This window comes from Streptomyces sp. NPDC013455, from assembly GCF_040632975.1.
Classification (GTDB): Bacteria; Actinomycetota; Actinomycetes; order Streptomycetales; family Streptomycetaceae; genus Streptomyces.
The window spans coordinates 25,392-38,374 of sequence record NZ_JBEYCX010000030.1; the positions used below are offsets into that span (position 1 = coordinate 25,392).

At 72.2% G+C, this 12,983-nt stretch carries 13 protein-coding genes; 3 read left to right on the forward strand and 10 right to left on the reverse strand.

Annotated features, from left to right (window positions below; genetic code table 11):
* Positions 1-21 precede the first annotated feature (21 nt).
* Positions 22-1,545 (forward strand): aldehyde dehydrogenase family protein, encoded by a 1,524-nt coding sequence (locus tag ABZ576_RS32130; protein ID WP_360748871.1) that lies wholly within the window; start codon positions 22-24, stop codon positions 1,543-1,545.
* Between the two features lie 261 nt (positions 1,546-1,806).
* On the opposite strand, the gene ABZ576_RS32135 is transcribed toward ABZ576_RS32130, so the two are convergent.
* From ABZ576_RS32135 to ABZ576_RS32165, 7 genes are all read right to left on the reverse strand, one after another.
* A complete protein-coding gene (locus tag ABZ576_RS32135; protein ID WP_360748875.1) occupies positions 1,807-2,610 on the reverse strand; it encodes an SDR family NAD(P)-dependent oxidoreductase in 804 nt (267 codons plus the stop codon).
* Complete coding sequence (locus tag ABZ576_RS32140) at positions 2,607-3,614, reverse strand: NADP-dependent oxidoreductase (RefSeq protein WP_360748878.1); 1,008 nt, start codon at positions 3,612-3,614, stop codon at positions 2,607-2,609. The genes ABZ576_RS32135 and ABZ576_RS32140 overlap by 4 nt, the downstream gene beginning before the upstream one ends.
* A gap of 234 nt (positions 3,615-3,848) precedes the next feature.
* On the reverse strand, positions 3,849-5,126 hold the full coding sequence (locus ABZ576_RS32145; RefSeq protein ID WP_360748881.1) for an ABC transporter substrate-binding protein: 1,278 nt from the start codon (positions 5,124-5,126) through the stop codon (positions 3,849-3,851).
* A 5-nt stretch (positions 5,127-5,131) separates the two neighbouring features.
* Positions 5,132-6,298 (reverse strand): branched-chain amino acid ABC transporter permease, encoded by a 1,167-nt coding sequence (locus ABZ576_RS32150; protein WP_360748884.1) that lies wholly within the window; start codon positions 6,296-6,298, stop codon positions 5,132-5,134.
* Positions 6,295-7,176 carry a branched-chain amino acid ABC transporter permease gene (locus ABZ576_RS32155; RefSeq protein ID WP_360748887.1) on the reverse strand — a complete coding sequence of 294 codons (882 nt, stop codon included), beginning with the start codon at positions 7,174-7,176 and terminating at the stop codon, positions 6,295-6,297. The genes ABZ576_RS32150 and ABZ576_RS32155 overlap by 4 nt, the downstream gene beginning before the upstream one ends.
* 5 nt (positions 7,177-7,181) lie before the next feature.
* Entirely contained in the window at positions 7,182-8,006 is an 825-nt protein-coding gene (locus tag ABZ576_RS32160) for an ABC transporter ATP-binding protein (RefSeq protein WP_360748890.1), read from the reverse strand.
* On the reverse strand, positions 8,003-8,761 hold the full coding sequence (locus ABZ576_RS32165) for an ABC transporter ATP-binding protein (RefSeq protein WP_360748893.1): 759 nt from the start codon (positions 8,759-8,761) through the stop codon (positions 8,003-8,005). Before ABZ576_RS32165 ends, ABZ576_RS32160 begins: the two co-directional genes overlap by 4 nt.
* 151 nt (positions 8,762-8,912) lie before the next feature.
* On the opposite strand from ABZ576_RS32165, the gene ABZ576_RS32170 reads away from it, so the two are divergent.
* Together ABZ576_RS32170 and ABZ576_RS32175 are read left to right on the forward strand one after the other, a co-directional pair.
* Positions 8,913-10,244: a helix-turn-helix domain-containing protein gene (locus tag ABZ576_RS32170; protein ID WP_360748896.1), complete on the forward strand. Its 1,332-nt coding sequence runs from the start codon at positions 8,913-8,915 to the stop codon at positions 10,242-10,244.
* Positions 10,241-10,906 (forward strand): TetR/AcrR family transcriptional regulator, encoded by a 666-nt coding sequence (locus tag ABZ576_RS32175; protein WP_360748899.1) that lies wholly within the window; start codon positions 10,241-10,243, stop codon positions 10,904-10,906. Before ABZ576_RS32170 ends, ABZ576_RS32175 begins: the two co-directional genes overlap by 4 nt.
* A 91-nt stretch (positions 10,907-10,997) precedes the next feature.
* Here the strand turns inward: ABZ576_RS32175 and ABZ576_RS32180 are convergent, their stop codons facing one another.
* From ABZ576_RS32180 to ABZ576_RS32190, 3 genes are all read right to left on the reverse strand, one after another.
* Complete coding sequence (locus ABZ576_RS32180; protein WP_360748902.1) at positions 10,998-11,648, reverse strand: class F sortase; 651 nt, start codon at positions 11,646-11,648, stop codon at positions 10,998-11,000.
* A 12-nt stretch (positions 11,649-11,660) separates the two neighbouring features.
* On the reverse strand, positions 11,661-12,149 hold the full coding sequence (locus ABZ576_RS32185) for a sortase (RefSeq protein WP_360748905.1): 489 nt from the start codon (positions 12,147-12,149) through the stop codon (positions 11,661-11,663).
* A gap of 358 nt (positions 12,150-12,507) precedes the next feature.
* A complete protein-coding gene (locus ABZ576_RS32190) occupies positions 12,508-12,960 on the reverse strand; it encodes a MerR family transcriptional regulator (protein ID WP_360748908.1) in 453 nt (150 codons plus the stop codon).
* Positions 12,961-12,983 lie beyond the last annotated feature (23 nt).

Genomic DNA, 12,983 nt, shown 5'->3' on the forward strand with positions numbered 1-12,983 from the left:
TGCACCGGGAGGCAGACCAGGATGACTCGTTACGCGGCGCCGGGCACCGAGGGCTCGCTCGTCTCCTACCAGGCGCGCTACGACCACTTCATCGGCGGGGCGTACGTGCCGCCGGCACGCGGGCGGTACTTCGAGAATCCGTCACCGGTCAACGGGCAGCCGTTCACCGAGATCGCGCGCGGGACCGCGGAGGACGTCGAGCGGGCGCTGGACGCGGCGCACGAGGCGGCTCCCGGCTGGGGCCGTACGTCGGTGACGGAGCGCTCCGACATCCTGTTGAAGATCGCCGATCGCATGGAGGCCCACCTGGAGCCGTTGGCGGTGGCCGAGAGCTGGGAGAACGGCAAGCCGGTGCGGGAGACGCTGGCGGCCGACATCCCGCTCGCCATCGACCACTTCCGCTACTTCGCGGGGGCGATCCGGGCGCAGGAGGGTTCGCTGGGCGAGATCGACGACGACACGGTGGCGTACCACTTCCACGAGCCGCTCGGGGTCGTCGCGCAGATCATCCCGTGGAACTTCCCGATCCTGATGGCGACCTGGAAGATCGCGCCGGCGCTGGCCGCGGGGAACGCGGTCGTCCTCAAGCCGGCCGAGCAGACTCCGGCTTCCATCCACTACTGGCTGAGCCTGGTCGCCGACCTGCTGCCGCCGGGCGTGCTGAACATCGTCAACGGCTTCGGTGTGGAGGCGGGCAAGCCGCTGGCGTCCAGCCCGCGGGTGGCGAAGGTCGCGTTCACCGGGGAGACCACGACCGGGCGGCTGATCATGCAGTACGCCGCGGAGAACATCAAGCCGGTCACCCTGGAACTCGGCGGAAAGTCGCCGAACATCTTCTTCGACGACGTGTGGGCGCACGACGACGATTTCCGCGACAAGGCACTCGAAGGCTTCACGATGTTCGCGCTGAACCAGGGCGAGGTCTGCACCTGCCCCTCCCGGGCGCTGATCCAGCGCGGCCACTACGCCGAGTTCCTGGAGGCGGCCGTCGAACGCACCCGGCGCATCGAGCCGGGCCACCCGCTCGACACCGACACGATGATCGGCGCCCAGGCGTCGAACGACCAGCTGGAGAAGATCCTCTCCTACCTGGACATCGGCCGGCAGGAGGGGGCGAGGATCCTCACGGGCGGCGAACGCATCGAGCACGAGGGCGAGCTGAAGGGCGGCTACTACGTCCAGCCGACCATCTTCGAGGGTGACAACCGCATGCGCGTCTTCCAGGAGGAGATCTTCGGCCCGGTGGTCTCCGTGGCGTCCTTCGACGACTTCGACGACGCGGTGAAGATCGCCAACGACACGCTGTACGGGCTGGGCGCGGGGGTGTGGACCCGGGACGTCAACACCGCCTACCGCGCCGGCCGCGCGATCCAGGCGGGCCGGGTGTGGACCAACTGCTACCACACCTACCCGGCGCACGCGGCGTTCGGCGGCTACAAGCAGTCCGGGATCGGCCGGGAGACACACAAGATGATGCTGGAGCACTACCAGCAGACCAAGAACCTGCTGGTCAGTTACTCGCCGAAGAAGCTCGGCTTCTTCTAGACACGGCAAGGGGGGCGTGGCGAGGGGAGGTGCCCGCGGCGGACACACCCTGGGCAGCGAGCCGGAAACCGAGGCAAGCCCGGCAGGTCTTTCCGAAGCCTGCCCGTGACGTCCCGGGCAGGCTCGCCGACGCCCTGCGTCGGGGCGGCTGGCGCGGCCGACGGGGAGCTCGCCGCGGGGAACGCCTGCGAGCCGCCCCGTCCTTGGCCGTCACCATCCCGGGGGCGGTCCGGATCCGCACGGTCCGCCCCCGGCGGCGTCTCAGACGCCGACGCTCGCCGCCGGGCCGGGGACGCCGCGGAAGCGGAACGGCTCCGGTTCACGGCCGGCCTGGATGAACCAGCACTCCCCGGTGCCGTCGCCGGTGACGATCCGCAGCACCGTGTCCGCGACGACCTCCGCCGGGATGACGGGCAGACCCTGCTCGGAGAGCATGCCGCGCAGGGGGTCGATGATGCGCGACTCGGCGAAGCCCGGGCAGACCGCGTTGAAGCGTACGTTCTCCGGGGCGAGAGCCGGGCCCAGGGAGCGTGCGAGTCCCACGACCGCGTGCTTGTTGGCCGCGTACAGCGGATCGAGCGGTACCGCCGCCAGGCCCGCGAGGGAAGCGGTCGCCACGATCGATCCCCCGCCGCGGGCCCGCAGCGCGGGCAGCACCGCGTGGGTGCCGAAGACCACGCCGTCGAGATTCGCGCCCATCGCCCGGCGGTAGCGTGCCGGGTCGAAGTCCTCGCCGACGCCGCATCCGGTCGCCACGCCCGCGTTGAGCAGCGCGATGTCCACACCGCCGTACCGCTCCTGGGCGAACTCCACCAGTGCGCGGTTGGCGTCCAGGTCGGAGACGTCGCAGGCCCGGAAGTCGCCGTCGACCATGTCGGCCACCTCCCGCCCGCCCTTCGCGTCGAGGTCGGCGACGACCACGCGCGCGCCCGCCCTCGCCAGTGCCAGGGCCGAGGCCCGGCCCAGGCCGCTGGCGCCGCCGGTGACGATCGCCACCTTCCCCCGGAGCACGCCGCCCGCCTGCTCCTCGGCCGCGGCGACGGCCGCGCCCCCGCCGGCGCTCATGCCAGCTCCAGCACGAGCTTGCCGACGTTCTCGCCGCGGAAGAGCATCTGCAAGGCCGCGGGGAAGTCGTCGACGGTGCCCCGCACCACGTGTTCCTTGACCTTGATGCGGCCGGCACCGATCAGGGCGGAGATCTCCTGCGCGGCCTCCGCGTAACGCTTGGCGTAGTCGAAGACGACGAAACCCTCCATGCGGGCGCGGCGCACCAGCAGCGAGAGGTAGTTGGAGGGGCCCTTGACCGGCGCCGCGTTGTTGTACTGGCTGATCGCGCCGCAGACCACGACGCGCGCGTGCATCGCCAGCCGGGTGAGGGCGGTGTCGAGGATGTCCCCTCCGACGTTGTCGAAGTAGACGTCGATGCCGTCGGGGACGTGCTCCTTCAGCGCCTTCTTGACGTCTTCGGACCGGTAGTCGATCGCCGCGTCGAAGCCCAGTTCCCCGGTGAGCATGGCGCACTTCTCCGGACCGCCAGCGATGCCCACGACGCGGCAGCCCCGGGCCTTCGCGATCTGCCCCGCGATGGTGCCGACCGCGCCGGCCGCGCCGGACACCACGACCGTCTCGCCGTCCTGCAGCGCGCCGACGTCCAGCAGGCCGAAGTAGGCGGTCATGCCGGGCATGCCCAGCGCTCCCAGGTACGTCGAGGGCGGGGCGAGGGAGGTGTCGATCTTCATGGCGCCCCGGCCGTCGGAGACGACGTACTCCTGGACGCCGAACGTGCCGACCACGTGGTCACCGGGCTGGAAGTCCGGGTGGTTCGACGCGGTGACCTCGACGACCGATCCGGCGCGCATCACCTCTCCGATGCCCACGGGCGGCAGATAGGAGGGGCGGTCGTCCAGCCAGCCCCGCATGGCCGGATCCAGGGAGATGACGCGCGTCCGGCCCGCGAACCGGCCAGGGCCCGGTTCCGCGAGCGGTTCGGAACGGTGCTCCCAGTCTTCGGGCTTCACTTCGCCCACGGGGCGGGCTGCCAGACGGATCTGGCGGTTGGTCGTGGACATCACGCCTCCTTGATTGCAACCTCCCGCGACCATACCGACCAGTAGGTACGTCAGCACCAGTGATGTTCGCCACAGCGCTCGCCGTGGCGGAGGAGGTAAGGCGGCGGCGCGTGGCAAGTAGGCGGCCCGCTGCTGTCGTGCGGCCCCGTACGAAGAGCTGGGGCGGCGGGCCCGAGGCCGAGGCCGGGACCGCCCCGCCGACCAGGTTGTCCGGCGGGGGCGGTCCCGGCCGGATCACTTGGCCGGCGGGCCGAACTCCTTGCGGGTGTCCACCGGCTCGCCGAACAGCTGCCAGCGCTCGCCCTTGAACCGCATCAGCTGCATCGTCTCGATCGGGAAGTCGTCCCCGCGGCCCGTGGACAGGGTGACTCCGGGCAGCAGCATGCCCACCTTCACGTCCTTCAGATCGCGCACCGCGTCCCGCAGCCCTTCCCTGGTCGGGCACTTCATCGCGTCCAGGGCCCGGTGCAGGCTGGAGGCGACCGTCCAGCCGTAGGCGTTGAACTGGTTGGCCGGGTCGGCGTCGGGGGCGTACTCGCGCATGGCCTTCTTGTACGTCTTCACCTCGGGGTCGTCCGCCCACTGCGGGTCGGCGGGGTCCTTGAAGTAGGTCGCCGAGACCACGCCCTGGACGTTCTCGAACCCGACGGGCTGGAGCACGGCGGCGGACGAGGCCACGTTGTTCACGATGTGGAGCGGGTTCCACTTGGTGTTCTTGGCGTCGGCGGCCAGGGCCTGGCTGCCGAACTTGGGCGTGGTGATGTCGAGCAGCACGTCCGCCCGGGAGCGGGCGAGGCTCGCCATCTGTGCCGACACGGACGGGTCGGTGACCTCGTAGCTCTCCGCGGCGACCACCTTGACGCCGCTGCCGGCGAGGGCCTTCTCGAATCCGCCGAGCAGGTCCTTGCCGAAGTCGTCGTTCTGGTAGAGGACGGCGACCTCGGCCTTCGGCTTCTCGTCCTTGAGGTACTTGGCGTACACCCGGGCCTCGGCCACGTAGTTGGGCTGCCACCCGCTGGTCCAGGGGTGCTTGTCGTCCGTGCCCCAGACGGAGGCGCCCGTGGCGACGAAGGGCTGCGGCACCTTCCGCTCGTTGAGGTAGTCCCACACGGCCGCCGTGGAGGGGGTGCCCAGGGTCTGGAAGACGGCGAAGACCTTCTCTCGTTCGACGAGTCTGCGGGCCTCCTCGACCGCCTTGGGCGGCTGGTAGCCGTCGTCGCGGACGACGAACTCGACCTTGCGGCCGTCTATGCCGCCCTTGTCGTTGACGTACTCGAAGTAGGCGGCCACGCCCTTGCTGATGGTGCCGTACGCCGAGGCGGGGCCGGACAGCGGGTAGATGCCGCCCAGCTTGACGGCCTTGTCGGTGATGCCGGTGGTCTGCTGGCCCTTGCACGCGCCGCCGGCGGCGGTGTCCTGGGCGTCCTGGTCTCGCCGGCTGCTGCACGCGGTCGCGGCGAGGAGGGCGGCGGTCGCGGCCGCGGCCGTCCGCAGAGCGGTCGTCTTGCGCATGTGGTTCATTCCTTTTCCGTGCGGGGCGGTGCGCCCACGGGTTCGGCGTCGGCGACGGCGGGGGCGGCGGGACCGGGGGCCGTGGGACCGGGGGCCGCGGAGGGGCCGGATCCGGCGGCCCGGGACTGCGGTTCCGCATCGGGAGCGGACACGGTCCGGGGCGTCCGGTCGAGGACGGCGGGGGTTCGGCGCGGGCGGCGGCCGACCGCGCCGAGGACACGGGCCGGCAGACCGGCCAGCCCGGTCGGGGCCACGAACATCACCGTGATGATCAGCAGGCCGAACACCACTCCCGGCGCGGCCTCGTTCAGGTCCTGGGAGACACTCGGCACGTACATCACGAACGCCGCGCCCAGCAGGGGTCCGTACAGCGAGGCGAGCCCGCCGACGACCAGGCCGGCCAGCAGGGTGATGGACAGGACGAAGGAGAAGGAGTCGGGCGAGACGAAACCGATCACCCAGGTGTACAGACACCCGGCGACGCCCGCGAACATCGCGCTCCACGCGAAGGCGAGCGTCTTGTGCAGCGAGAGCCGCACGCCCATGACCTCGGCGGCGCTCTCGTTGTCCCGCACGGCGAGCAGCGCACGGCCGACGCGGGAGCGCAGCAGGTTGCGGGCGAGCAGCAGGGCCGCCGCGGTGACCGCGAGGACGACGAAGTACGTCCACTGGTCCTCGGCCAGCCCGGTCCACGCGGGCGGCCGCGGCTTGTCCACGGTCAGGCCCATGGAACCGCCCGTCACCGGTTCGAGCCGCTTGAGCAGGGGCGGCAGGAACACCGCGAACGAAAGGGTGACCAGGGCCAGGTAGAGTCCGCGCAGCCGCAGCGCGGGGACTCCGAAGCCGAGGCCCAGCAGGAAGCACCCGGCGGCCGCGGCGGGCAGCGTGGCCAGGTGGCCGGTGTCGTACCGGTCGAGCATGACGGCCGCCGTGTAGGCCCCCGCCGCGAAGAACGCGCCGTGCCCGAGCGAGATCTGCCCGCCGAAGCCGACCAGCAGGTTCAGTCCGGTCAGCGCCACGGCGTACAGGAGCACCATGGTCAGCTGGAAGACCTGGAAGGGGGCGAAGTAGAACGGGGCGCCGACGACGGCGGCCGCCGCGAGCAGCACGGTGAGCGCGGTCCGCAGGCGTCGGGCGCGGTCCGCGCCGGGTACGGTCGTGGTCGTGCTCATGCGCGTTCCACCGCCGCCCGTCCGAACAGGCCCTGGGGCCGTACCAGCAGCACCGCCAGAATGATCACCAGGGGGACGCCCACCTTCAGATCGGCACCGATCACGCCCACGTACGCCCCGGTCAGCGTCTCGGCGAGGCCCACGAACAGGCCGCCCACGACCGCACCGACCGGGCTGTCGAAGCCACCGAGGGTGGCCGCGGCGAACGCGTAGATCAGCACCCCGCCCATCATGTTGGGCTCCAGGAACAGCAGCGGGGCGACGAGCACGCCCGACACCGCGCCGACCGTCGCGGCCAGTCCCCAGCCGAGCATCAGCACCCGGGTCACCCGGATGCCCGACAGCCGGGCGGAGGAGGGGTTGCAGGCGACCGCCCGCATCACCAGGCCGGCGGAAGTGTGCTGGAACAGCAGGTACAGCAGGCCCATCACGAGGGCCACCACACCGAGCACCCCGAGGGTCGACCAGTCCATGCGTACCCCGGCCAGGTCGAGCCCGCCGTCGGGGAACGGCTGCGGGAAGTCCTTGACGGTGAACGACCAGACCAGGCCGGCCAGCGCGTTGACGAAGATGAACAGGCCGACCGTGACGATGACCACCGTCAGTTCGGGCGCGCCCTGCACGGGACGGATGACCACCCGCTCGACCAGCATGCCCCCGGCGAAGGACACCACGAGGGTGACCGGCAGCGCCAGCCAGAACGGCATCCCGGACGCCACCAGCTGCCAGGCGACGTACGTCGAGAGCATGGCCAGCTCGCCCTGGGCGAAGTTGACGATCCCGGTGAACCGGTGGATCAGCACCAGGGCCAGCGCCAGGCTGGCGTAGACCGCGCCGGAGCCCAGTCCTTCCACCACTTGCTGGAGGAGATCGGTCACGGCGCTCACCCGGCCTTCCGGGAGCGGACGGAGACCCCGAGGTACACCTCGGCGACCTGCCCGTCCTCGCGGATCCGCGCGGCCGGTCCGGACAGCGCCAGGCGGCCGGCCTCCAGTACGTGCGCCCGGTGCGCGATGTCCAGCGCCAGCTGGGCGTTCTGCTCGACGACGACCACGGTGGTGCGCTCCTCCTCGTTGACGGCACGGACGATCTCGAACAGCTCGCGGGTGACCAGCGGAGCGAGCCCCAGGGACGGCTCGTCCAGGAGCAGCAGCGAAGGGCGCAGCATCAGCGCCCTGCCGATGGCGAGCATCTGCTGCTCCCCTCCGCTGAGGCTGCCGGCGGCCTGCCGGGACCGCTGCCGCAGCTTGGGGAAGTAGCCGTACATCCGCTCCAGGTCGGCCGCGACGGCCGCGCGCTCGGCACGGCCCCGGCGCCCGGTACCGGTGCGCGGGTGGGCACCGATGCGCAGGTTCTCCTCGACGGTCAGGTCGTTGAAGGTGCCCCGGCCCTCGGGCACGTGCGCCACGCCGAGCCGGGCGGCCTGCTCGGGCGAGCGGCCCAGCAGTTCCCTGCCGTCCAGGGTGACCGAACCCCGGCCCCGGACCATGCCGCACAGCGCCCGCAGCGTCGTGGTCTTGCCGGCCCCGTTGGGTCCGAGGACGGCGCACACCTCGCCGCGGGCGACGGAGAAGTCGAGGCCCTGGAGGACACGGGCCTGACCGTATCCCGCGTGCAGGCCGGACACCTTCAGGAAGTCCGGCTCCGCGCTCGCCCCGGCCTCGGCCTTGACCTCGGCCTCCGCGGGGCCGGTGGTGGGCTCGCTCACGCCGCCACCCCCAGGTACGCCTCGACGACGGCCGGGTCGCGCTGGATCTCCTCCGGCGAGCCCTCGGCGATCTTGCGCCCGAAGTCGAGGCACACGACCTTGTCGCACAGGCCCATCACGAACCCCATGTGGTGTTCGACCACCACGAGCGTGAGGTCGAAGTCCGCGCGCACCTGGCGGACCAGATCCGCGAATTGGCCGACCTCGCCGTGGCTGAGCCCGTTGACGGGTTCGTCGAGCAGCAGCAGCCGGGGGCGTACCGCGAGCGCCCGGGCGAGTTCGACGCGTTTGAGCGTGCCGAACGGCAGCCCGGAGGCGGGGTGGTCGGCGACCTCCGCCAGATCGAGCCGCCGTAGCAAGTGGTCCGCACGGTCACGCAGTTCCCTTTCCTCACGCCGGACGCCGGGCAGCCGGAGCGCCGCGGCGAGGTGTCCGGTACGCCCCCGGCTGTGGGCGCCGACCATGACGTTCTCCCGGACCGTGAGGCGCGGGAACAGGCCGAGGTTCTGGAAGGTGCGGGCGATGCCGCGACCGGCCACGGCGTGCGGAGGCAGGTCGAGCAGGTTCTCGCCCGCGAACCGCACCGTTCCCGCATCGGGGGTGCAGCGCCTGGTCAGGCAGTTGAACAAGGTGGTCTTGCCGGCTCCGTTCGGCCCGATGAGCCCTACGGCGGTGCCCGGTTCGACGGTGACCGCGACACCGTCGAGTGCCGTGATCCCGCCGAAACGCACGGTGATACCGTCGACCGCGAGCATGAGTGACGCCCCTTCCGAGGTGCTGGGGGGTGGGCGAGCGTCACAGTAGGTGGGAGCCTTTCGGGCGCACATTGGGTGCGAGCACCCAACTTCCCGGCCGCCGGACTGTGCGCCGCGCACAGGTGCCGGAAGATGTCTCACCCCGCGCCTGTTGACGGAGCACGAGGCGGCGGCGACGATCGGCGCCATGCCGCGTGGTCCCGCCCTGGGCACCTCCCCCCTCCCCGAACCGCTCCGCCGCGAGCGGCGACGGATCCTGCGCGCCGTCCACGACCGGGTCGAGGAGGTGGCGGAGACCGCCATCGAGGTGATGCGCGCCGAGATCCCGTCGTACGCGCTCCAGGACGAACGGTTCTTCGACGACGTGCGGGAGCAGGTGCTCGAGCACTACCGGATGCAGCTGGCGGCGCTGGCCGGCGACCGGGGCATCGCTGCGGAGGACCTGGTGTTCAGCCGCAGGGCGGCGATGCGCAGAGCACGCGCGGGATTCGCCCTGGAGGACTGGATCAGCGCCTTCCGGGTCGGCCGGCAGGTGATGTGGGACGCGCTGCTGGACTGCGCGGGCACCTCCGCCGAGGCCCAGCAGGCCGCGCTGTCCCTCGTCACCCCGCTGATGCGGTACGTCGACTACGCCAGCACCCATGCCGCGCAGGCGTACGTCGAGTACCAGCAGCACGTGGTGGCGGACGCGGACCGGGAGCGACGGGACCTGCTCGACCAGCTCCTGACCGGGGTGGCCCCGGCGCGCGGCCCGTTGTACGCCGCGGCACAGGCGTACGGCATCGGACCGCGCTCGCCGATGATGGCGGTCGTCACGGTCTGCGTGGGGGACACGGCCACGGGGGACGCCACCTCGACCGAGAACGGGTACGCCACCAGTGCGTCGATCAGCGTGGCCGGGCCCTGGGCCGGCAGGACCCTGGTCGTCGTGCGCCACGGCGAGGTGGTGGCCGTGCCCGTGCTCCGAGCCGGCATGGACGCGGACGACATCTGCGCCCACTTCGAGGCCGTGCAGCAGCGGCTGGCGCGGCAGGGCACGACGCTGTGCATGGGCATCAGCACGGTGGCCCGGGGCGCGGCCGAACTGCCGCGCGCCTACGAGGAGGCGCGGGCCGCTCTCGACCTGGTGCCGAGCGGCGGCGGGGTGGCGGCGCTGCCGCGGCTGTCCCCGTTCGACTACCTGGCGCTGCGCGCCGACGACCTCGCCCGTCAGCTGGTCGATCCCCGGGTGCGCGCGCTGCTGGAGGAGGACCGCAGACGGGGTGACACGCTGGCGGCCACCATCCGGGCCTTCGCGGAGGCGGACCTCAATCTGCGGCTGGCCGCCGACCGGCTGCGGGTGCACCACAACACGGCGCACTACCGGTTGCGCCGGATCGAGGAACGCACCGGCCGCAATCCGCGCCGGATCGCCGACCTCCTGGAACTACTGGTCGCCCTCGCCATCCGCGACGGCGCCACGGAAGGTGAGGAGCGCCAGTGAGCGGCATCGTGGAGTCCGCCGGGACCGGGGCGGCACGTCGGCCGCCGGGCGGGCGGGAGGGCACGGCCCCGCCTGCGCGGCACGCCGGGCAGGGGCGGACGGCCCGGCGTGCGCTGCTGGACGCGGCGCTGGAGGTGTTCTCGGAGCGCGGTTACACCGACGCCGGCCTCACCGAGATCGCGGCGCGCTCCGGCCTCCCGGTGGGCAGCCTCTTCCAGCACTACGGCGGCAAGCGCGGCCTCTACCTCACCCTCTGGGAGGAGTTCCGGGAGGAGCAGGAGCGGCGGACCGCGGCCACGCTGGCCGGCGAGCGCGGTCGTGGGGTGGACGACCCCGTCGCCCTCTTCGTGGCGGGAGCCAGGGCGTACCTGGAGGGTGCCTGGCACAACCGGCGGCTCGGCGGGCTCCTCGCGCAGGAGGACGGCCCCTCGGGCTTCGACGCGCTGCGCCGCCAGTGGGACCGGGCGTGGGTGCGGCGCAATGCCCGGCTGCTGGAGGTGGACGAGCGGCGGCGCGCCGGCCGGGTCCGGGTGAGTGTGCTGACCACCGTCATCGGAGGGGCGGCGCGTGAGCTGGCCGACTGCGGGGACGAGACGGAGGCCCGGGAGATCGTGGACGAGGTGTGCGGCATCCTGATCCATCTGTCGACACCGCCCGGCTGACGACGTCGTCCCCGCGGTGACCGGCGTCCGCGGTGACCGGCGTCCGCGGTGACCGGCGTCCGCATTCCGCGTCCGGCGCCCGTCCGGCCCGCTACGTCACGGCGGTCAGCGTCGCGAAGACCACGACGTTGCCCAGGTAGCCGGTGCGCTTGGTGTAGCCGCCACCGCAGGTGATCAGCCGCAGTTCCGGGCGGCCGGAGGCGCCGTAGACCTTTTCGCTGGGGAAGCGCTCCTTGTCGTAGAGCTCGACGGCGCGGACGGTGAACACCGCCGTCCTGTGGTCCGTCCGGCCGATCTCGATGGTGGCGCCCGGGTTCAGGGTGCCGAGGCCGTGGAACACACCGGGGCTGCCGGTGGGGGTGTCGACGTGCCCGGTGGTGACGGCGGTGCCGGCCGAGCCGGGGGTCGTGCCGTCGCCGTACCAGCCGACGACGCCGGGTTCGCCGGGCGGTGGGGGCCGCAGCGCCCCCGCCTCGTCGAGGCCCACGCGGGCCATCGGGGCGTTCACGCCGATGGCGGCGATGCGGAGCCGGACCGGGTCGGCGGGGGGCAGCGGACGGACCGTGGGGCGGGTGGGGACCGCCCGGGTCGAGAGGGCCTGGGCCGCCGACGGCTGCGGCGGCCCCTCCGCGTGCACCCCGCTGATCAGCAGCACCGCACCCGCCGTCATCGCCAGGGCGCCGAGCCGCGTCATGGGGGTGAACGCGTCACGGGAATCGTCGACGGGGCGTCCGGGGGCCATCGCGGCGGACGGTCAGGGTCGGTCGCCGGTCGCGCGGCGGCGCTTCCAGACCACACTGCCGGCGGCGGCCGTGACGAGCAGTCCGCCCAGGGCGAGCCCCGCACCCGTGTCCTCGGCCGGTCCGAAGCCGGCGTCGACCGAGCCGCTCGGCGAGCGGCCGGTGACCCGGTACGTCTCGGTGACCTTGGTCAGTGGCGGACACTTCAGGGTGACGGTGTCGCTGCCCGGCTCGGTGCCTTCCGGGATCTGGAATTCGCCGGTGAGTACGCCTTCCTCGTCCCCTTCGAAGAGGTGGAACTCGCCTGCCACCTCGGAGAAGCCCTTGCCGTAGTCCGCGTCCGGGTCGCAGGCCCCCGTGCTGACCCTGACCGTGGAGCCCGGGGCGGCGTTCCACGGCTCGATGTGGACCTCCGAGTCGTCAGCGGCGGCAGCGGCCGGGATCTGCAGTCCGAACGCGGCGAGAGCCAGAACGACACCCGCACCCATATGTGTACAGCGCATGCGTTTCCTCCAACGGAACAGTGTCCGGCCTGTCTGCGCGGCACCTCTCCTGTGTTCCGCTCACGAGGCAACCGACAGCCCGTCAGGTCCGCAACCTGACGCATCGCCACACGTGTCCCCCGGTCAGGTGCCGCGGCGCTCCGGCTTGATCACTTCCGCAGGTCACCGGCGTGGAGACCACCGGGACGATTCACCCACCGCCCCGTCCCCATACCGGTGAGAGCCGACCGGTGCCGTGGTCGTGTCCCTGTGCGCCCACGCCGCCACGACGGCGGTCTCCGTCCTCGCAGCCTGGGGGCCGGCCAGGCGAGGGCGGAACCACCGCACCCATCGCCCGCACGCGGGCCGCAGCCTCGGCTCACGCGCCCTCCGGCGCCTGGCACTCCTCGTAGGTCCCGGCCTGCGCGGCATCCCGGTGGGACGGGTTCCAGAGCCGGTCGGCCTCTCCGCGGACCACGTGGTCCTCGTAGATCCTCACCTTGCGCCGCACCACGTCCAGGGTCCGCTGCAGGTCGCGGATCTGCGCCTCCACATGGCTCTCGTGCCGGCGCAGCAGCTCCAGCCGCTCGTGCTCGTTGCCGGGGCCCTGGCGGACCAGCTCGATGTACTGCCGGATCATGGCCAGCGGCATGCCGGAGGAACGCAGCTTCGTGCAGATCGCGAGCCACTCCAGGTCTTGCTCGCGGTAGATGCGGCGGCCGTTGGACAGGCGGCGCACCGGGTTGGCGAACAGCCCCTCCCGCTCGTAGAACCGCAGTGCGTGAACGCTTAAGCCACTGCGCTCCGCCACCTCACCGATGCTCAGGTCCATGAGCAACTCCCGTCACACAGCCT

Bases quoted from the DNA above. Each gene is read 5' to 3' on its own strand.
- ABZ576_RS32130 (WP_360748871.1), top strand. From the start codon at position 22: ATGACTCGTTACGCGGCGCCGGGCACCGAGGGCTCGCTCGTCTCCTAC.
- ABZ576_RS32135 (WP_360748875.1), bottom strand. From the start codon at position 2,610: ATGAGCGCCGGCGGGGGCGCGGCCGTCGCCGCGGCCGAGGAGCAGGCG.
- ABZ576_RS32140 (WP_360748878.1), bottom strand. From the start codon at position 3,614: ATGTCCACGACCAACCGCCAGATCCGTCTGGCAGCCCGCCCCGTGGGC.
- ABZ576_RS32145 (WP_360748881.1), bottom strand. From the start codon at position 5,126: ATGCGCAAGACGACCGCTCTGCGGACGGCCGCGGCCGCGACCGCCGCC.
- ABZ576_RS32150 (WP_360748884.1), bottom strand. From the start codon at position 6,298: ATGAGCACGACCACGACCGTACCCGGCGCGGACCGCGCCCGACGCCTG.
- ABZ576_RS32165 (WP_360748893.1), bottom strand. From the start codon at position 8,761: ATGCTCGCGGTCGACGGTATCACCGTGCGTTTCGGCGGGATCACGGCA.
- ABZ576_RS32180 (WP_360748902.1), bottom strand. From the start codon at position 11,648: ATGGCCCCCGGACGCCCCGTCGACGATTCCCGTGACGCGTTCACCCCC.
- ABZ576_RS32185 (WP_360748905.1), bottom strand. From the start codon at position 12,149: ATGCGCTGTACACATATGGGTGCGGGTGTCGTTCTGGCTCTCGCCGCG.
- ABZ576_RS32190 (WP_360748908.1), bottom strand. From the start codon at position 12,960: ATGGACCTGAGCATCGGTGAGGTGGCGGAGCGCAGTGGCTTAAGCGTT.